We start from the raw sequence: 19,086 nt of genomic DNA on the forward strand, positions 1-19,086 counted from the left end.
ATCAATTGAATGCGGTGGCTTTGCGCATTATTGTCTGGAACAGAATTGACTGACGAAAGTTCCGTATGGAGATTAATAAGGATTTCAGCTACACCGAGGCCTTTATTGCCTGCCCGGAATGCGACCTCATTCATTCTACTCCAAAGATCAGGGAGGGGGAGCAGGGACGTTGCATCCGGTGCGGCGCATTACTTTTCGTCCGCCATAAAAACAGTCTCAACCGCTCGTTGGCCTTTGCACTCACCGGGTTAATGTTCTTTATTCTAGCGAACCTGTTTCCGCTGCTCACTTTTCAGATGGAAGGGCAGTCAGAATCGAACCGGTTGATTGATGGCGCGATTGCTTTTTGGAACGCAGGGTATTGGGAGCTAGGTATTGTCGTCTTTATTTCCAGTGTTGTGGCGCCGCTCGCGGTCCTGCTTGTTCTGATCACATTGCTGCTGCCGATGCAGCTGGGCCGCTCCCCGTTCAGTCCACAATTTCAGGTTCGGCTGCTAAGTCATCTGAAACCTTGGGCAATGTCGGAAATTTTCATTCTTGGTATTATAGTCGCCTTTGTGAAGTTGCAGGATTTTGCGGATGTGAGTGTCGGGTTATCGCTTGTTGCCTTCGTCCTGATGGTGGCGGCGACGGTCATGGCCTATCTCACCCTTGATGAAGGGGCGCTCTGGAGCCGATTGAAGGAGATCCGTGCATGACCGCGCCGGTAACTGCACAATCGATCGGCGCTATTTCCTGCCATGTTTGCGGGTTGCTGGTATCGAAGCGGTTTATTGCGGAGCACAGGGCCGATTGCCCGCGCTGCGACGCGGTGCTGCATAGTCGTAAAATCAATAGCCTGAACCGCACCTGGGCGTTGTTGATTGCGGCGGCGATCCTTTATATCCCGGCCAATGTCTATCCGGTCCTGACACTTATTTCATTCGGTCGGTCGACAACGAATACAATTATGGGTGGGGTGATTGAACTAGCCCAGTCCGGACAAGCGGTTATTGCTGTGATCGTTTTTGTTGCCAGTGTCTTCGTCCCCATCTTTAAAATTGCCGCTTTACTTTTTCTGGTAGTTTCGGTGCAATTAGGGTTAAAAGTACAACGACGCAAGCGGGCGCTTCTCTATCGCTTTACTGAGTTTATCGGTCGGTGGTCTATGATTGACATCTTCATGATCTCAATTCTGATAGGGCTGGTGAAGTTGCAGGCGCTGGCGACGGTAACGGCGGGACCCGGTGCCATTGCTTTTGCCGCCGTGGTGATTATTACGATGTTCGCGGCCATGTCCTTTGATCCGCGTTTGATTTGGGATGACGAGGGGAATGACAATGACGGATGATAGCGAGCAGAAACTGCCCGACGCAAAGGTCCGCCGAGGCTATGGGAGCCTGATGAGCATCTGGATTGTTCCAGCAATAGCCCTTGCCGTGGCTGCCTATCTGATTTTTCAGGCGCTGTCGGAGCGGGGAACGGAAATATCCATCACCTTCGATAATGCCGAGGGTATGGTGCCGGGCAAAACGCAGCTGAAATACAAGGACGTTAACATCGGGACACTGAAACGGGTTGATATTCTCGACGATGACGAGGGCGTGTCGATGGTCATTGATACGACCCGTGTGGCGGACAAATACCTGACCGATACAGCACGTTTCTGGATTGTGGCCCCGGCCATCGGCTTTCAAGGAATTACCGGTCTTCAGACCCTTCTCTCTGGTTCCTTCATCGAGATAGATCCGGGCAAAGGCGGAGACCGGGAAACCAAATTCAAGGGACTTAGTACACCGCCGGTTATCACGTCGAACGACAAGGGAACAGAATATCTTCTTTCCACGGAGAAGCTGAGCAATATCAACCGTGGCACGCCGATTATCTATAAGGGACTGCAGGTTGGCAGTGTCCTAGGGTACCGTTTGGCAGAAGATAAAAGTGCCATCGATGTCTATGCTTTTGTGAAGGCACCCTATGACGATCTGGTGCTTGAGGGGACAAATTTCTGGAATGCGGGTGGGATCAACGTCTCTGTTTCGACGTCCGGAATTGAACTTGGCGCGAACTCATTGCAAGCCCTCGTTGCAGGGGCAATCGAGTTTGCCACACCGGAAATCTACCAGAGTACCTTTAAGGCGGAATCCCGCTACCAGTTCAAGCTCTACGACAATCAACAGGCGAAGGACGATGCCCGCTTTACCGAGAAAGTCGTTTATGTGCTTTATTTTGATGGATCCGTCAGCGGCCTCTCCGTTGGCGCAAATGTTGAGTTCAAGGGAATCAAGGTTGGCAGTGTCCGCGATATCAGTCTGGAAATCGACGAGGCGAACCAGAAATATTATATTCCGGTGCAGATCGATATAGAGCCGCAGCGAATAAAACTGACTGATGACGGTAAGAAAATCCGGTCGGTTTTGGAAACACGTGAGCTGCGCCAGAAAATCATCAAGGATTTGATCCAGCGCGGATTGAAAGCGAAGCTAAAAATTCCAACTTCCTGACGGGTGCGCTTATCGTTGATCTCGACCTAATTCCGGATAAACCGGCGGTGTATGTGTCTTCCAGTGGCCGCGTTCCCGAAATCCCGACGGTACCGGCGGATTTGGAAGAAATCACGTCTTCTGTTGCTCAACTGATGGCGAAGCTCGACAAGCTACCCATTGAGCGGCTCGGTAAAAGCTTGACCGGTACAGTGGAGGGGTTGGATAAATTCATTAATTCTGGAGAATTGCAAAAAACCATCGAGGAATATCGCAAGCTCGCGGTTTCTGTTCGGGTGGTGGCACAGAATATTGACACCAAGACGCTGCCCAATATTGGAAAGACAATCGATGATGTGCGCGTGGCGATCAACAAGATTGACGAGACGCTGGCCTCGGCGGAAACAATGTTCAGCTCCGTCAACGGGCTGATTGCCGATGGCTCCCCGTTTAAATATGATTTGATGAATATGCTGCAGGAGCTGTCAGCGGCGAGCCGGGCTGTCCGCAGTCTTGCCGACTTCCTGGAACGAAACCCGAGTTCCCTGATCAGTGGAAAGAGATAAGATATGACCTTGCCTAGTCTGCGCCCGTTTGGGCAAAACTTCGTTTTCCTCCTGCTGATTGCATTGCCACTTAGCGCGTGCAGTGGGCTGCCGGGATCGGATCCGACCAATTTCTATATCCTGCAAACTGCTACCCAGTTGGATACGAAAGGAACAACCGTTACGCTGGTGGAAGGAACTACAGTTGGTATTGGGCCAGTGCAGATTCCGGGTTATGCGGATCGGCCGCAGATTGTCACCTTCGGCAGCGGAGCCGCGATCAATGTGTCCGACTTCGATCACTGGGCGGAACCTTTGGGTGATGCGATCAAACGGGTGTTGACCAGTAATGTCGCGACCTTGATCGGGGAAGAAAAAGTCTTTTCCTACCCGGCGGATTTTCGCCCGGACAAGCAATCCCTTCAGGTTGCGGTTAATGTCATTGATATCACCGAGACAGGGGCAGGGATGGCGCGCCTGTCCGTGCGTTGGCATATCAAGGCGCTTTATGACAACAAAGTTCTTTCGCGGCAGGCGAAAATTTACGAGACTGCTGCCACGGTCGGTGATTACAACAGCTATGCCAAGGCGGTGAGCCAGCTTTTGGTAGAATTCTCACAAGATATTGCAACATCCCTTAACGGATTGAAATTGTCCTGATGACAAAAACGAATGTTCTTTTCGTCACTCTCGATCAGTGGCGCGCAGATCATCTCGCGGCAACCGGGAACGCGACCGTGAAGACACCCAATCTAGACGCGCTGGTGGGTGATGGCGTTACCTTCCTCAACCACTATACCTGCATCGCGCCCTGCGGCCCGTCGCGGACGACCTTTCTGACGGGCATGTATCCCAGTAATCACCGCTCCATCCGCAATGGCACGCCGCTCAATCACAGCCTGACCAATATCGCATTGGAAGTTCGAAATGGGGGATATGATCCAACTCTTTGGGGGTATACGGATACAACACCGGATCCACGGCTGCTGGGGGAGGATCACGAGGCTTTCCTGACCTATGAAGGGGTGATGCCGGGCTTCACGGTGGGGCAGCAACTTCCTGCAAACAATATCCCTTGGCTCGAATATCTAGCAACGAAGGGCTATGATATTCCGGGACCGGGCTATGCGATCTATCATCCCGACCCGGACTATAAACTCCCACCCGGCCGTCATCCTCTCTCTGCGCCGAGCCGGTTCAAGGCCGAGGATAGCGAGACGCACTGGCTTGCGGACAGGTTAATCGATGGCCTGAAAAGTAATCCCGATACGCCATTCTTTCACCATCTTTCCTTTTTGCGGCCGCATCCGCCCTTTATCTCCCCACCGGAATATCATGACATGTATGATCCGGTAGATATGGTGAAGCCAGTACAGGCCGCGACGCGTGATGAAATGCGAAGCCTGCATCCCGCCATTGCCCTGATGTATGAAGCAATCCCGCAGGATGCCTTTTTCATGGAAGGTGAGGGGCGTGCCGTGGATCTCGATGATGCCGCCGTGGCGCAGATCCGCGCGACCTATCAGGCGCTGATCACAGAGGCGGATCATAATCTCGGCCGCATTATCACGACGCTGAAAGAGCAGGGTCGCTATGATGAGACAATGATAGTCGTGACCTCCGATCATGGGGAACAGCTGGGGGATCATTATCTATGGGGAAAAATCGGCTTTTATGATGAGAGCTTCCACATCCCGCTGATTATTAAACCACGGAAAAGCTGGGACGTTGCCACCGGGCGGCAGGTGAGCGAATTCACTGAATCCGTCGATCTGATGCCGACAATACTGGACGGGCTCGATCTCCCGATTCCGCGCCAATGCGACGGCCATTCGCTCATGCCCTTTATGCGTGGTGAAATGCCCGAGAACTGGCGTAAAGCGGTGCATTGGCTTTATGATTTTCGTGATCCGGTGACCGGAATGCCAGAAAAACTACTCAATATCTCATCGGCGGAGTGCAACCTGCTTGTCCATCGGGATGCGGAGTTTAAGTATGTGCATTTTGCGGCCTTACCGCCGCTATTATTCGACATGAAAAACGATCCGGACGAAACGCGCAATCTGGCAGAAGATCCGGACTATCAAGGCATTGTGCTCAATTGCGTACAGGAGCTTCTCTCTGGCGGATGCGATATGAGTATGGGGAACTGGTGAATTTGAGCGCATCGGACGACGGTCTCGTCGGCCATAGGCTATATTGATTGGCGGGGACAATATGAGAAATCTCGCGGAACGAAAAGAACTGATAGCCACGGTGCGAGAGATGAACGGGCTTGGCATCAATCAAGGCACGTCCGGCAATGCCAGTGTTCGTGTTGAGGGCGGCTATCTGGTTACTCCGTCAGGCATGGCTTATGAAGATCTGGAGCCCGACGATATCGTCGAGATGTCTTTTGAAGGTGAGGCGAAGGGAAAACGCAAACCCTCCAGCGAGTGGCGCTTTCATCAGGATCTTCTCAATTCCCGGTCGGACTTCGGTGCAATTGTCCATACCCACGGCAAAGCCGCCATGACGCTCGCCTGTCAGCGCATGGATCTGCCGCCTTTTCATTATATGATCGCGGTTGTAGGTGGGAACACAATCCGCTGCGCTGACTACGCGACATTCGGCACTCAGGAACTTTCCGATAATGCGTTGAAGGCGATTGAAGGTCGTAAGGCCTGCTTGCTTGCCAATCATGGGCTGCTCGTGGGAGGAGAAAGCCTCGCACGGGCGCTCTCGCTCGCGGTCGAGGTAGAGACTTTATGCGACACATTTTGGCGCATTCTCCAGATCGGCGATCCCATCCTTCTGAGTGATGCGGAGATGGATGCCGTAAAAGAACAATTCAAAAAAGGCTATGGCATGCCAAAGGGAAATGAGTGAGCGGAAATCCCCACAGTAAATAAAGCCATCGGACGATAGGGGCTATCGCGGCGGCAGAAAATTGGCTAAAAAATTCATCTAAAACTGATTTGGAGGAAAACAATAATGACAATGACACTATCCAAAACCGATTTTCTGAATTCTGTCGGCACTGTGTATGGACCGGGGGAGTGGTTCAAGGTCGATCAGGAACGCATCAATAAATTCGCCGAGGCGACGGATGATTTCCAGTTTATCCATGTGGACCCGGAACGTGCGGCCGCGGAAACGCCGTTTGGCACGACCATTGCGCATGGCTTCCTGACCCTGTCGCTACTCGCCGGACTGGTTCCGAAAATCCAGCCGAAGATCGAGAATGTCCGCATGGGCATCAATTACGGCATCGACAAGCTGCGTTTCCTGCAGCCGGTCAAGGTGGATAGCGAAATTCGCGCCTCCGCCAAAATCCTCAGCATCGACGAAAAACGCCCCGGCCAGTATCTCACCAAAACCGAGGTGACGATCGAGATCAAGGGTGAAGAAAAGCCGGCCTTGATCGTTGAATGGCTTGGCATGTCTTTTGTTGATGAATAAAAAAGTCACATAAATCCAGAAGATTAAGGAGAGAAGATGAGCATTCGGTTTGATGACAGGGTGGCGATTGTCACGGGCGCCGGTAACGGCCTTGGCAAGAGCCATGCGTTGCAACTCGCGGCGCGCGGGGCGAAAGTGGTCGTCAATGATCTGGGCGGTGCCGTCGACGGTAGTGGCGGCTCATCCGATGCGGCGAAGGCTGTTGTGGCCGAGATTGAGGCGGCGGGCGGTGAGGCAATCGCCAACGGCGCCAATGTCACGGACATGGCGCAGGTCGAGGCCATGGTGGCGGAAGCCATGGCAAAATGGGGACGCGTTGATATTCTGGTGAATAACGCCGGGGTGCTGCGCGACAAATCCTTCTCCAACGTCGAACTGGATGACTTCTCCTTTGTTCTGGATGTCCATCTGATGGGTTCAGTCAACTGCTCGAAAGCTGTCTGGGGCATCATGCGGGAGCAGAATTATGGCCGCATTGCCATGACGACCTCTTCCAGCGGACTATATGGTAACTTCGGACAGACCAACTATGGCGCGGCCAAGATGGGGGTCATCGGCCTGATGAACACGCTGGTGATCGAGGGCGCGAAATATGGCATCAAGGTAAATGCGCTGTCGCCTTGCGCCGCGACCCGCATGACCGAGGATATCATCCCCGAAAATCTTCTGGAACTGCTGACGCCGGAATCCGTCACCCCCGCGCTTCTCTATATTGTCTCTGATGACAGTCCCAACCGCACGATCATCACTGCGGGCGCGGGTACCTATGCGCGCAGCATTGTCTATGAGACAGGCGGAAAATGGCTGCCTGAAGAAGACCGCACGCCGGAGAAAATTGCCGAAAACTGGGCGGAAATTGCCGATCCGGCCACGCAGGAAGAATATACCAGCGGCAATGACCAGACGACGAATATGCTGACCAAGGCCGCGAACGGCCTCGGCATCAAAATCTAGGCGTTCTTCAGGAACGGGAGATTGAGGTCATTCTCCCTCGCGCACTGGATGGCCTCCTCATAACCGGCGTCGGCGTGGCGCATCACGCCTGTCGCCGGATCATTGAAGAGAACGCGGGCGATCCGTTCGTCCGCCTCTTTGGTGCCATCACAGACAATTACCATCCCGGCATGCTGGGAAAAGCCCATCCCGACACCGCCGCCGTGATGCAGGCTGACCCAGGTCGCGCCGCTCGCCGTGTTGAGCAAGGCATTCAGGAGCGGCCAGTCAGAAACCGCATCTGATCCGTCCTGCATCCCCTCCGTCTCCCGGTTGGGGCTGGCGACCGATCCACTGTCCAGATGGTCGCGGCCAATCACGATGGGGGCGGAAAGCTCGCCCGAACGCACCATCTCGTTAAAGGCGAGGCCGAGGCGGTGGCGCTGACCTAAGCCGACCCAGCAGATGCGCGACGGCAGGCCCTGAAACTTGATGCGTTCCTTCGCCATGTCGAGCCAGTTATGAAGATGCGCGTCATCGGGAAGCAGCTCCTTCACTTTGGCGTCGGTCTTGAAGATATCTTCCGGATCGCCGGAAAGTGCCGCCCAGCGGAAGGGTCCAATCCCCCGGCAGAAGAGGGGGCGGATATAGGCGGGAACAAACCCCGGGAAATTGAAGGCGCTGTCGACCCCTTCCTCTAATGCGACCTGACGGATGTTATTGCCGTAATCAACAGTCGGGATTCCGCGCGCCTGGAAATCCAGCATCGCCCGCACCTGCACCGCCATGGATTTGCGCGCCGCAATCTCGACGGATTTGGGATCATTTTCCCGCATCTGCTCCCACTGGGCGAGGGTCCAGCCCTGCGGCAGGTAGCCATTGACCGGATCATGGGCGGAGGTCTGGTCGGTCACGAGATCAGGCAGCATGTCGCCTTCCAGAATTTCCGGAAAAATATCGGCGGCATTGCCAAGCAGCCCGACGGAAACCGGCTTCCCCCGCTGTATCGCGTCCCGGATAATGGCGAGTGCTTCAGACAGGCTCACGGCTTTTTCATCGAGATAGCCTGAACGCAGCCGGAAATCGATACTGCTCGGCCGGCATTCCACGGCAAGCATGGAGGCACCGGCCATAGTCGCGGCCAGCGGCTGTGCGCCACCCATGCCGCCGAGTCCGCCGGTCAGGATCCATTTGCCCGACATGTCGCCGCCAAAATGCTGTCGCCCAGCCTCGGCAAAGGTCTCATAGGTGCCCTGCACGATGCCCTGACTGCCGATATAGATCCAGGAGCCTGCCGTCATCTGGCCATACATCATCAGGCCTTTTTTATCGAGCTCGTTAAAATGGTCCCAGTTGGCCCAATGCGGCACGAGGTTGGAATTGGCAATCAGGACGCGCGGGGCATTCTCATGGGTCTTGAAGATGCCGACGGCCTTGCCGGACTGGACAAGGAGCGTTTCATCGGCATTGAGATCGCGTAAGGATCGCTGGATCTGATCGAAGCACTCCCAGTTGCGCGCGGCGCGGCCAATCCCGCCGTAAACCACCAGTTCCGCCGGGTTTTCCGCGACATCGGGATCGAGATTGTTCATCAGCATGCGGAGCGGCGCCTCGGTCAGCCAGCTCTTGCAGGAAAGTTCCGGGCCCGTCGGGGCCTTGATCACACGGCTGTTGTCGCGTCGGTTCGTCATGATGGCATTCCTTTATGTAGCGATGCGGTCCCGCCCGAAGTCGAGCAGCGTCTTGAGAATCACGATAAGGGTCGACTGAAGCGCGGCCGCCTTGTCCGGAAGATAGTTGTAGGGCGGCGATTCCATCATGTAATCCTCCTGGGTAAGTTCCATCTGCAGCGCGTGGATGTTGGCTGCCGGGTCGCCATAATGGCGGGTGATATAGCCGCCCTTGAACCGGCCGTTGACCGCATGGCTGTAGGGAGAGGCGGCGGCGATTTTCTCTACCGCCTGCGTTAGGGCCGGATCGGCCGAGATTCCGTCCCCCGTTCCAATATTCAGGGTCGGCAGGCGCCCGTCAAAAAAACGCGGGATAACGGAACGGATGGAATGGCAGTCATAGAGCAGCACATAGCCATGCTTGGCCTTGATCCGCTCGATTTCCTCCGTCAGGACGTCATGATAGGGCTGCCAGAAGACTCCGCGCCGTGTCTCGATTTCCTCGATGTCCGGCTCCAGCCCGTCCTGATATAACTTGCTGTTATCAAACAGGGTTGTCGGGCAAAGTTCCGTGACGCTCTGTCCTGGATAGAGTGGCGCCCCGTCGGGATCACGGTTCAGGTCGATGACGTAACGGGAGAAACGAGCCGTTAAAACCGTGGCGTCGAGTTCTTTCGCCATCGGTTGATAGAGGCGGTGGATATGCCAGTCTGTATCGGGCAGGGCCTTTGCCGCCTCCGTCAGGCGTCGCTCGATCGATGCGGGAACGTCGAGCCCTGCATGCGGCTGACTTAGGAGAAGAGGGGATGATCCCCGCGTTAATGTAAATACGTCGCCTTGCATATTAACTCTCCAGTGTATCGGGAAGGAAGTCGGCGAACTGCTTTCTAAGAGTGCCGCTCATCACCAGTTTTTTTGCGGCTTCGATGTCCGGGGAAAAGAACCGGTCTTCCTCGTAAGGATCAACGATTTTACGAATTTCCGCATGAAGCTTCTCAAGCGGGGCCGAGGTTTTTAGCGGGCTGCGTAGCTCAATCCCCTGTGTTGCCGCCAGAAGCTCAATCCCGACGATCGCCGCCGTATTCTCCGCCATACGTAGCGTTCGCCGCGCGCCATGCGTCGCCATGCTGACATGATCTTCCTGATTGGCGGAGGTCGGAATGCTGTCGACTGAGGCGGGAAAAGCCTGCTGCTTGTTCTCGCTGGCGAGTGCGGCGGCTGTCACATGGGCAATCATGAAGCCGGAATTAATCCCGGCGCTGGTCACCAGAAAAGCTGGCAAGCCGCTGATCGAGGTATCGACCAGCATGGCGATGCGTCGTTCCGACATGGAACCAATTTCGGCAATGGCGAGCGCGAGATTGTCGGCGGCAAAGGCCACTGGTTCGGCATGGAAATTACCACCCGAAATGACTTCGCCGGTTTCAACAAAGACAAGTGGATTATCAGATACGGCATTTGCCTCTATAATCAGGACGCTCGCAGCATGGCGCATCTGATCAAGGCAAGCGCCCATCACTTGAGGCTGGCAGCGCAGGCAATAAGGGTCCTGCACCTTTTCGCATTCCTCGTGGGACTTGCGAATTTCGCTTCCCTCGATCAGGGCGCGGTAACTCGCTGCCATTTCCATCTGCCCAATCTGCCCGCGCGCCGCGTGAATGCGGGTATCGAAGGGCGCATCAGTGCCTTGCGCTGCGTCCAACGACAGGCTGCCCGCAAGTGTAGCGGCTGCGAGGAGCTTTTCGCCTTCGAACAGACCCGCAAGCGCAAGCGCGGCGGAGACCTGCGTGCCGTTCAACAGCGCGAGGCCTTCCTTTGGACCGAGGGTGAGCGGCGGAATCATCAAGGCCTTCAAGGTGGCATCGGCGGGTACGATTTCTCCATTAAACCGGACATCGCCGATGCCCATCAGAGCTGCTGTCATATGGGCCAGGGGGGCAAGGTCACCGGACGCACCAACAGAGCCTTTTGACGGGATGCAGGGATAGATTCGATGCTCCAAAAAAGTCATCAAGGCTTCAATCACCGTCATGCGCACACCCGAAAATCCGCGCGCGAGACTCGCGGCCTTCATCGCCAAGATAAGTCGGACGATATTGTCATTCAGGAGAGGGCCAACGCCAGTGGAATGGGAAAGGACGAGATTTTTCTGTAACGCCTCCAGCTTGTCTTTCGGGATTATCTCCTGCGCGAGGCGGCCGAAGCCGGTATTGATGCCATACACAGTGCGGTTTTCATCGACGATATTCTTAACCGTTGCCGCGCTCGCCTCCACGGCATCCCGGCAAGCGGGATCAAGAGAGAGTGTGCGCTCCCCTTCATAAATCAAACGAAGTTCATCCAAGGTGAGATGACCTGGCGAGAGGACCATGTGTGTCGGATCGATGTTCATAGATGACCTCCAAAATACCGCAAATGGAGCGGGTTAGAGCCAATGGATTGTGTGAGTTCTGATGGATGCTCGATATCCCAGACGGCAAGGTCGGCCAGCTTTCCGACTTCGAGCGTACCGATCTCCTTGCTTAAGCCGAGCGCCTTCGCGGCGTTGCGCGTAAAACCGGCAAGGGCCTCCTCCGGTGTCAGGCGGAAAAGTACGGCGGCCATATTCATCATCAACTGCGGGTTCGTCGTGGGCGAAGATCCGGGATTACAATCCGTGGCGAGCGCCATTGGCACGCCATGTTCGCGGAACAGCTTGATAGGCGGTTTTTGTGTCTCCCTGAGGTAATAGAAGGCCCCGGGCAGGATGACCGCAACCGTACCGGCCCTCGCCATTTCCTTCACGGCCTTTTCGTCGATATATTCCAGGTGGTCGGCGGAGAGCGCCTTGAAATGCGCGGCGAGTTCCGCCCCGCGCTGATTGCTGAGCTGCTCCGCATGGATCTTGACCGGAATGTTCATCCTGTCGGCAGCCTTGAAAAGCTGGCGCACCTGGTCCTCGGAAAAGGCGATTTTCTCGCAGAAGGCGTCGATAGCGTCGACAAGGCCGAGCGCGTGAATGGTCGGCAGCATTTCGTGAATAACCTTCGCCATATAGCCGTCGCTGTCGCCCGCGAATTCCGGTGGCAGCGCATGGGCGCCGAGAAATGTCTTGAGAACCCGGACCGGATTGATCTCCCCAAGATGTTTTGCTGCTTCCAGCATTTTTACTTCATTCTCGAGATCGAGGCCGTAGCCAGACTTGATCTCGACCGTCGTCACCCCGGCGCTGATCAGGGCCTGCAGACGTGTCTGGCTTTCGGCGGCTAGATCGCTCTCGCTCGCCTCTCTTGTGGCCATGACCGTGGAGAGAATGCCGCCACCTTTTGCCGCTATTTCTTCATATGTTGCCCCGTTTAACCCCATTTCGAACTCCTGCGCGCGGTTGCCCGCATAGACAAGATGGGTGTGGCAATCGATCAGGCCCGGGGTGATCCAGCGGCCCTCGAGATCGATTACCTCGGGGGCGTCGGGCAGGCCGTCTTCCGCAAGGCCGAGCCAGCTGATCCTGTCGCCGGTCACGGCGAGGGCATCGGCGTCAATCGCGCCATAGGGCTCGCCACCGGGTGTCATGGTGGCAAGATGTGCGTTGATGAAAAGTCTGTCGCAAGCCGCTGTCGCCATTCTCCCCGTACCCTCTATTTTAAATTTGTATATACAAATTATTATGATAAGATTTCTCTTATGATCAAGCATTTTTTTGACGAAATACTGTTATCTAACGGTTGGCAGCGAAATCAGTTCCTTGATATCTCCGAAAGCGGGGAAATTCTCGCTATAGGAGACGGAACCGCGAAGGAAGCGGAAGTAATCCATCGGGGATATGCGGTGCCGGGCATCGCCAATGTACATTCCCATGCGTTTCAGCGCGCGATGGCGGGCCTTGCGGAAGCAGCGGGACCGGCGGCGGATAGCTTCTGGAGCTGGCGTCAGGTCATGTATGGTTTCCTGCGCACGATCACGCCGGAGCAGCTGGAGATAATTGCCGCGCAGCTATATCTTGAAATGCTGAAGGCGGGGTTCACCTCGGTCGGGGAGTTTCACTACCTGCATCATGACAGGGATGGCACGGCGTACGCTGATCCCACGGAGATGAGTGGTAGAATTCTTGCGGCGGCGGAGCGGACGGGGATTGGTCTTACTTTGCTCCCCGTGTTGTATCGATACGGTGGTTTCGGGGGAGAGGCACCGCAGGATCATCAGCGCCGCTTTATTATGGAGGGAGATGAATTTCTCGTTCTCGTGCAACGCTTGCAGGACCGGTCGCAGGGAAGTGATTCCACTCTGGTTGGTGTTGCGCCGCACTCGCTGCGCGCGGTGGATCCGGCCTTGCTGCAAACCCTCCTCGCCGGAATCCCAAAGAACATGCCTTGTCATATACATATCGCCGAACAGCAGAAAGAGGTCGCGGATTGCCTTGACTGGTCAGATGCACGGCCCGTCGAATGGCTGGCCGACAATATGCCGCTTGATGATCGCTGGTGCCTCATTCATGCCACCCATATCACGGAGACGGAGCGGCGGGCCATTGTGCAGGCCGGGGCGGTTGCGGGACTTTGCCCGATCACGGAGGCAAATCTCGGTGATGGCATTTTCCCGGCAGGAGAGTTTCTGGAAGATGGCGGGCGGATCGCGCTCGGGTCGGACAGCAATATCTATATTTCCCTCGCGGAGGAGGTCCGGCTGCTGGAATATGGGCAGCGCCTTTTGAAAGAGCAGCGCAATGTCCTTGGCGATGAATTACACTCGACCGGTGCGCGGATTTTTTCAGCGGCGCTCTCCGGCGGGCATCAGGCGCTTGGCCGTCCGGGGAAGGAAGGTCTGCAGGTCGGTGGTTACGCCAATTTCGTTCTTCTCGACGGGGATCACCCGGCGCTTCTTGGCAAGCCGGCGCGGAAAATTCTCGATAGCTGGCTGTTCGCCGGCGATAACTCTGTGGTAAAGGATGTCGCGGTCAACGGCAAGCTGGTGATCAAGGATCGCCACCATGCGGAGGAGGAGGCAATCACCCATCGCTTCCGACGTGTGATAACGGAGCTGGCGGCCGGACACTAGATTTGGACAGCGTAGTGAATAACATTAATGACCTCAGAATAAATACTTCCGGCCCGCTCTATCAGCAGATCAAGGACCTGATTCTTCACAAGATTGGGACGGGAGAGTGGCGCGAGGGCGACAGGATCCCAACGGAACATGCCCTGGTTGAGGAGTTGAAAGCCTCCCGCATGACCATTAACCGGGCGCTTCGGGAATTGACGCAGGAGGGGGTTCTGGCGCGGCGGCAGGGCTCCGGCACCTTTGTCGCACCGAGCAAGCTGGAATCCGGCCTTCTGGAAATCCGCAATATTGCGGCGGAAATTGCCGCGCGCGGCGGGGACCATAGCGCTGAACTCCTAAGCCTGAAAGAAATTACCGTGTCGATCGAGTTAAGGGAACTGATGGCCGGGCAGGGGGAGCGCCTTTTTCACTGCCTGATGTTGCATTCGGAGAATGGTGTACCGGTGGAGCTGGAGGAGCGCTATGTCAATCCGTCCCTTGTTCCGGCCTTTATTGAGCAGGATTTTTCGGACGAGACACCAAGCGGCTTCCTGATCCGCACCATGCCCTACAGCCATGCCGACCACCGCATCAGTGCCGATATCCCGACGGACGAGCAAAAACGCTTGCTGCAGCTGGAGGAGAACGAACCAGTTCTTACGTTGGAGCGGCATACCTACGCCGGGGAGCAGATGATCACCACGGTCCGGCTCTATCATCCGGGCAGCCGCTTTGCCTTTGGCGGGGCCTTTACGGCCGATCGCTAGACATTCGAGATCCGCGAAGGAGGCCTTTCGCTTCGCCATGAACTCCTGCAACGCCTCATCAATGCCCTGATCGAGGGCGGGCGCCTGATAGTCAGCCAGCATCTGCTTCCAGATGGCGTTGGCGCGTGTGGCCGTATCCTTGGACCCGTCCGCCTGCCATTGTTCGAACGAGTTGTTGTCGGCGGTGCGGGAGCGGTAGAAGGCATCCTCGAAATTCGCCTGCGTATGGGCGCAGCCGAGGAAATGGCCACCCGGCCCAACCTCACGCACCGCATCCATAGCCTGACCATTTTCAGAGACATCAATGCCGCGCGCCAACACTTCCATCATTGCGCACTGGTCAATATCCATGACGAATTTCTCGTAGGATGAACAGAGCCCGCCTTCCAGCCAGCCCGCCGCATGGAGCGAGAAGTTTACCCCGGAAAGAAGCGTCATCAGCAGCGTTTGCGCACTCTCATAGGCGGCCTGCGCGTCCGGCAGCTTGGAGGCTGTGAAGGATCCGCCGGAGCGGAACGGCAGGTTCAACCGCCGCGAAAGTTCCGCCGCCCCGTTCAACACGAGACTGCTTTCCGGGGTGCCGAAGGTTGGCGCGCCCGACTGCATGGAGATGGAACTGACGAATGTGCCGAAAATGACCGGGGTGCCCGGCTTGATGATTTGCGTGAGGGCGCAGCCCGCCAAAGCCTCCGCGAGTAGTTGCGACAGGGTGCCGGCACCCGAAACCGGGCTCATGGCGCCCGAGAGGATAAAGGGAGAGACGACGCAGGCCTGATTGTTTGCCGCATAGGTTTTTAGCGCGCCGAGCATGGTCGCATCATAGGTCATGGGGGAGTTGGCATTGATCAGGTTCAACATCACGCAGTTGTTCTGCACGAAGTCCTCCCCGAACACGAAGGACGCCATATCCACGCTGTCCTGTGCCCGTTCTGGCGCGGTGACGGAGCCCATGAAGGGCTTGTCGGAATATTTGATATGGCTGTAGACCATGTCGAAATGCCGCTTGTTGACGGGCAGATCGACCGGCTCGCAGACCGTGCCGCCGGAATGATGCATGGCAGGTGCCATATAGGCGAGCTTCACGAAATTCTCGAAATCCTTGATCGTGCCATAGCGGCGACCCTTGTCGAGATCATGCACAAAGGGCGGGCCGTAAACCGGCGCCAGCACCGTATTGTTCCCGCCGATCTGGACATTGTTTGCGGGGTTGCGGGCATATTGGGTAAACTCGGCCGGTGCGGTTTTGAGAAGCTGCTGGCAGAGGCCTTTCGGGAAATGCACGCGTGCACCCTGCACATCCGCCCCGACGGATTTCCAGAGCGCCAGCGATTCCGGGTCATCGCGGAATTCAAGGCCGATTTCTTCCAGGATCGTGTCGGCATTCGCCTCGATAATCTCAAGTGCCTCATTGCTGGTGAGGTTGGTAACGGGGATATTCCGCTTGATATAGGGGATATGACGGGCGTTGTTGCTCGCCCGTGCCTCACGGCGGGCATCGCGCCCTCTCCGATTGCTGCGACCTTCTCTTGCACTCATGATTTCCTCCAGCTTGTCTCACCAGACAGAAGCGCGTCTTTCATGAAATTAAATCGGATATCCAAGGGCGGACTAGCCAGTGGGCGTCTTTTTCCTGATTTCTCTGGCGAATATAGAACAGTCGCCGAAGGGGACGTCGAGGCGGGTGACAGGCATGACGGCTAAGGAACAGGGAGCGTCGGAGACCCGTTAGCGATTTAAAAGCGCAATCGCCACGGTGGACGGAGGGAAAATCTATGCCTCTCGGGCATGCTGCAGGGCAAAGGGGACGGACAAAATGAAATCACATGCGCGGGTAGTTGTCATTGGCGGCGGCGTTGTCGGGGTCAGTACACTTTATCATCTGACCAAGAAGGGGTGGTCCGATGTGGTCCTGCTGGAACGGACGGAACTCACCGCCGGATCGACCTGGCATGCGGCGGGGCTCCTCCCGCTTTTCAACATGAGCTATGCCGTCGGGCAGATCCATAAATACAGTGTTGACCTCTATAAAAGGCTGGAGGCCGAGACCGGACAGAATGTCAGCTTCCATGTCACCGGCAATCTCCGCCTTGCGACAAACAAGGAACGCATGGATGAATATCTCAAATACTGCGGAACCGCGAACACCATTGGCGTGCCTTATGAGATCATCACGCCGAAACAGGTGAAGGAACTCTGGCCGCTTTCCGATGTCGATGGGCTGGTCGGGGCGCTCTATCATCCCGATGACGGCCATATCGCGCCGGTGGATGTGACCAACGCCATGGCGATCGGCGCACGCAATGGCGGCGCCGAGATCAACCGCCATACAGAAGTCCTCTCCATTGAGCAGCAGAAGAACGGCGAATGGCTGGTTCGCACCAACAAGGGCGATATCACCGCCGAGCATGTGGTCAGCTGCACCGGCAACTACGCCCGCCAGACGCTCTCCATGGTCGGGCTTGATATTCCGGTCATCCCCGTGGAGCATCAGTATATTGTCACCGACGAAGTGCCGGAGCTGATCGAGCGCAAGAAGGCCGGCTTGCCGGAAATGGCCGTCCTGCGAGAGAGTGACGCGTCTTATTACCTGCGGGAGGAACGGCAGGGCTATATCCTCGGTCCATATGAGAAGGGCGCACCCGCCTGTTTCGTTGATGGCGTCCCGGATACCTTCGGGCAGGATCTGTTCCCCGGCGATCTCGAACGGCTCATGCCGCATGTGGAGGCGGCGATCAAGCGCGTGCCGACCTTTGCCGATGCGGGGATCAAGGATATCGTCAACGGCCCCATCGCCTATACCCCCGACGGCAACCCGATGATCGGCCCGGCCTGGGGCCTTAAAAATTTCTGGATCAACGAAGGCCATAGCTTCGGCGTGACGGCGGCGGGCGGTTCCGGCTGGCAGCTCGCCGAATGGATCACCGAGGGCGAGCCTGGCATCGACATGATGGATGTCGACCCGCGCCGCTTCGGTGCCTATGCCACCAAGCCCTATACCAAGATCAAGAATGAGGAATGCTATGAGCATGTCTTCGTTATTCATTATCCCGATGAGGAGCGTGGAGCCGGTCGGCCACTCAAGATGAGCCCCTGTCATGACCGGATGGCGGCGCGCGGGGCAGTGTTCGGCCAACGTTATGGCTGGGAACGGCCCAACTGGTTTGCGCCGGAAGGGGTGGAGCCGAAGGATCAATGGAGCTTCCGGCGTTCCAACTATTTCGAGCATGTGGGTAATGAAGTGAAGAACATGCGAACAAACGCCGGACTAATCGATATCACCAGCTTCTCGAAATTCGAGGTGACAGGACCGGGAGCGGAGGCCTATCTCGACCGGCTTGTCTGTCGCAAGCTGCCGAAAGGCGTCGGGCGTATTAACCTCTCTCATGCGCTGAACAAGCGGGGCGGTATTCGCTCCGAATTCACCATCATGCGAGACGGGCCGGAAGCGTTCTATCTGGTCAGTTCCGGAGCGGCGGAACGATTTGATCATGATTATCTGCTGAAGCATTTACCGGATGACGGCTCGGTCCGCCTCGATAACGTCACAACGGCACATGGGGTGCTGGTGCTGGCGGGGCCGAAATCCCGCGATATCCTTCGCAAAATCACCGATGCCGACCTTTCCAACAATGGCTTTAAATGGCTGACCGGACAGCATATCACCGTCGGTCTGGCGCCTTGCCGGGCCCTTCGCGTTAATTTTGTCGGCGACCTCGGCTGGGAGCTGCATCACCCGATTGAGTATCAGAACCATATCTATGATGCGATTGTCGCGGCGGGGGAGGAATTCGGTCTCGGCATGTGCGGCATGCGCGCCATGGACAGCCTGCGGATGGAGAAAAACTACCGCATGTGGGGGCAGGACCTGACCCGTGAATATTCCGTGTTTGAGGCCGGGCTGGAGCGCTTCGTCCATCTCGACAAGGGCGATTTCATCGGCCGGGACGCGTTGATCAGGCAGAAGGAAGAGGGCGTGCCCCAATCCTTTGTCTGCCTTGAGGTGGACGGAATCACGGATGCCGATCCGCTCGGGAACGAGCCGCTCTACGATACAAGTGGAAATATTGTTGGCCGGGCGACAGCAGGAGCCTATGGCCACTGGGTCAAGAAGAGCCTGGCGCAAGGGTATATCAAGGCCGGGATGGAGGCTATTGGCACCAAGTTGGAGATTGAAATCCTCGGGGAACGTTATCCCGCGACCGTCATTGAGGAATCGATCTTTGACCCTGAAAATGAACGGTTGAGGGCCTGA

Annotated in this window: 16 protein-coding genes and 1 pseudogene; 12 read left to right on the plus strand and 5 right to left on the minus strand. The window is 56.3% G+C overall.

Annotated elements, in window-relative coordinates:
• Window positions 1-65 precede the first annotated feature (65 nt).
• The 9 genes from AC0L73_RS17810 to AC0L73_RS17850 all read left to right on the plus strand — a co-directional run bounded on the left by AC0L73_RS17810 (window position 66) and on the right by AC0L73_RS17850 (window position 7,402).
• Window positions 66-698, plus strand: a complete 633-nt coding sequence (locus AC0L73_RS17810) for a paraquat-inducible protein A (RefSeq protein ID WP_227951776.1) — start codon at window positions 66-68, stop codon at window positions 696-698.
• A complete protein-coding gene (locus tag AC0L73_RS17815) occupies window positions 695-1,330 on the plus strand; it encodes a paraquat-inducible protein A (protein WP_473654448.1) in 636 nt (211 codons plus the stop codon). Before AC0L73_RS17810 ends, AC0L73_RS17815 begins: the two co-directional genes overlap by 4 nt.
• On the plus strand, window positions 1,320-2,483 hold the full coding sequence (locus AC0L73_RS17820) for a PqiB family protein (protein WP_473654449.1): 1,164 nt from the start codon (window positions 1,320-1,322) through the stop codon (window positions 2,481-2,483). Before AC0L73_RS17815 ends, AC0L73_RS17820 begins: the two co-directional genes overlap by 11 nt.
• A 53-nt stretch (window positions 2,484-2,536) precedes the next feature.
• Window positions 2,537-3,028, plus strand: coding sequence for a hypothetical protein (locus tag AC0L73_RS17825; protein WP_473654450.1), 492 nt, complete (start codon window positions 2,537-2,539; stop codon window positions 3,026-3,028).
• 3 nt (window positions 3,029-3,031) lie between these two features.
• On the plus strand, window positions 3,032-3,667 hold the full coding sequence (locus AC0L73_RS17830) for a PqiC family protein (protein ID WP_473654451.1): 636 nt from the start codon (window positions 3,032-3,034) through the stop codon (window positions 3,665-3,667).
• The gene (locus AC0L73_RS17835; protein WP_473654452.1) at window positions 3,667-5,163 is read left to right on the plus strand and encodes an alkaline phosphatase family protein; all 1,497 of its coding nucleotides are present in this window, start codon (window positions 3,667-3,669) and stop codon (window positions 5,161-5,163) included. Before AC0L73_RS17830 ends, AC0L73_RS17835 begins: the two co-directional genes overlap by 1 nt.
• A 61-nt stretch (window positions 5,164-5,224) precedes the next feature.
• The gene (locus AC0L73_RS17840; RefSeq protein WP_473654453.1) at window positions 5,225-5,875 is read left to right on the plus strand and encodes a class II aldolase/adducin family protein; all 651 of its coding nucleotides are present in this window, start codon (window positions 5,225-5,227) and stop codon (window positions 5,873-5,875) included.
• A gap of 105 nt (window positions 5,876-5,980) precedes the next feature.
• Window positions 5,981-6,448, plus strand: coding sequence for a MaoC family dehydratase (locus tag AC0L73_RS17845; RefSeq protein ID WP_473654454.1), 468 nt, complete (start codon window positions 5,981-5,983; stop codon window positions 6,446-6,448).
• A 36-nt stretch (window positions 6,449-6,484) separates the two neighbouring features.
• Window positions 6,485-7,402 carry an SDR family NAD(P)-dependent oxidoreductase gene (locus AC0L73_RS17850; RefSeq protein WP_473654455.1) on the plus strand — a complete coding sequence of 306 codons (918 nt, stop codon included), beginning with the start codon at window positions 6,485-6,487 and terminating at the stop codon, window positions 7,400-7,402.
• Here AC0L73_RS17850 and hutU read toward each other — a convergent pair.
• The 4 genes from hutU to hutI are packed head-to-tail and all read right to left on the minus strand — an operon-like array spanning window position 7,399 to window position 12,654.
• Window positions 7,399-9,072, minus strand: coding sequence for a urocanate hydratase (gene hutU, locus AC0L73_RS17855; protein ID WP_473654456.1), 1,674 nt, complete (start codon window positions 9,070-9,072; stop codon window positions 7,399-7,401). The genes AC0L73_RS17850 and hutU overlap by 4 nt on opposite strands.
• Before the next feature lie 12 nt (window positions 9,073-9,084).
• Entirely contained in the window at window positions 9,085-9,894 is an 810-nt protein-coding gene (hutG, locus tag AC0L73_RS17860; protein WP_473654457.1) for an N-formylglutamate deformylase, read from the minus strand.
• 1 nt (window position 9,895) lies between these two features.
• On the minus strand, window positions 9,896-11,443 hold the full coding sequence (hutH, locus tag AC0L73_RS17865) for a histidine ammonia-lyase (protein WP_473654458.1): 1,548 nt from the start codon (window positions 11,441-11,443) through the stop codon (window positions 9,896-9,898).
• Window positions 11,440-12,654: an imidazolonepropionase gene (hutI, locus tag AC0L73_RS17870; protein WP_473654459.1), complete on the minus strand. Its 1,215-nt coding sequence runs from the start codon at window positions 12,652-12,654 to the stop codon at window positions 11,440-11,442. Before hutI ends, hutH begins: the two co-directional genes overlap by 4 nt.
• A gap of 60 nt (window positions 12,655-12,714) precedes the next feature.
• On the opposite strand from hutI, the gene AC0L73_RS17875 reads away from it, so the two are divergent.
• Window positions 12,715-14,085 (plus strand): formimidoylglutamate deiminase, encoded by a 1,371-nt coding sequence (locus AC0L73_RS17875; RefSeq protein ID WP_473654460.1) that lies wholly within the window; start codon window positions 12,715-12,717, stop codon window positions 14,083-14,085.
• A gap of 14 nt (window positions 14,086-14,099) precedes the next feature.
• Window positions 14,100-14,834 (plus strand): histidine utilization repressor, encoded by a 735-nt coding sequence (gene hutC, locus AC0L73_RS17880; protein WP_473654461.1) that lies wholly within the window; start codon window positions 14,100-14,102, stop codon window positions 14,832-14,834.
• Window positions 14,835-14,843: 9 nt separating this feature from the next.
• Here hutC and AC0L73_RS17885 read toward each other — a convergent pair.
• Window positions 14,844-16,370: pseudogene (locus tag AC0L73_RS17885) on the minus strand (trimethylamine methyltransferase family protein); the annotation flags it as partial.
• A gap of 277 nt (window positions 16,371-16,647) precedes the next feature.
• On the opposite strand from AC0L73_RS17885, the gene AC0L73_RS17890 reads away from it, so the two are divergent.
• On the plus strand, window positions 16,648-19,086 hold the full coding sequence (locus AC0L73_RS17890; protein ID WP_473654462.1) for a GcvT family protein: 2,439 nt from the start codon (window positions 16,648-16,650) through the stop codon (window positions 19,084-19,086).

This window comes from Sneathiella sp. D3-11 (assembly GCF_055809395.1).